Origin of the sequence: Paenibacillus solisilvae (genome assembly GCF_042656405.1) — a bacterium.
Lineage (GTDB): Bacteria > Bacillota > Bacilli > Paenibacillales > Paenibacillaceae > Paenibacillus_Z > Paenibacillus_Z solisilvae.
In genome coordinates, this window is record NZ_JBHSOW010000133.1 from 1 (window position 1) to 536 (window position 536).

General features: G+C 48.3%; 2 tRNA genes and 1 rRNA gene. All 3 read left to right on the forward strand.

Annotation, left to right across the window (positions count from 1 at the left end):
• Positions 1 to 81: 81 nt before the first annotated feature.
• Positions 82 to 198: ribosomal RNA gene (rrf, locus tag ACFPYJ_RS32145) — 5S ribosomal RNA — on the forward strand.
• 27 nt (positions 199 to 225) lie between these two features.
• A tRNA-Ile gene (locus tag ACFPYJ_RS32150) sits at positions 226 to 302 on the forward strand.
• A 13-nt stretch (positions 303 to 315) separates the two neighbouring features.
• A tRNA-Ala gene (locus tag ACFPYJ_RS32155) sits at positions 316 to 391 on the forward strand.
• Positions 392 to 536: the final 145 nt, after the last annotated feature.

The following is a 536-nucleotide window of genomic DNA, read 5'->3' on the forward strand; positions in this document are numbered from 1 at the left end:
TCTCGATGAAGATCAGATACCATGACAGGTATCCCTCATGTTCAGTTTTGAAAGAGCAAGTCTCTTTCGACGATAGATCCGTTTGGTAGCGATGGCGGAGGGGAACCACACGTTCCCATCTCGAACACGACCGTTAAGCCCTCCAGCGCCGATGGTACTTGGACCGCAGGGTCCTGGGAGAGTAGGACGTCGCCAAGCGGGTTTATTTTTCATCCCATGTCATATTGGCCTTTAGCTCAGCTGGTTAGAGCGCACCCCTGATAAGGGTGAGGTCGGTGGTTCGAGTCCACTAAGGCCAACCATTTTTTCTAATTCGGGGCCATAGCTCAGCTGGGAGAGCGCCTGCCTTGCAAGCAGGAGGTCAGCGGTTCGATCCCGCTTGGCTCCACCAAAATGCATTACAACATTAAATGAGTTTTATGATGCTTCAAAGTATCAACTTCTTATCGTTGTTGCATACTAAGTAAGCAAATTGCACCTTGAAAACTGGATATGAAATTTGCGATAGAAACTCTTAGCTGAGTTAAACTTGCAGC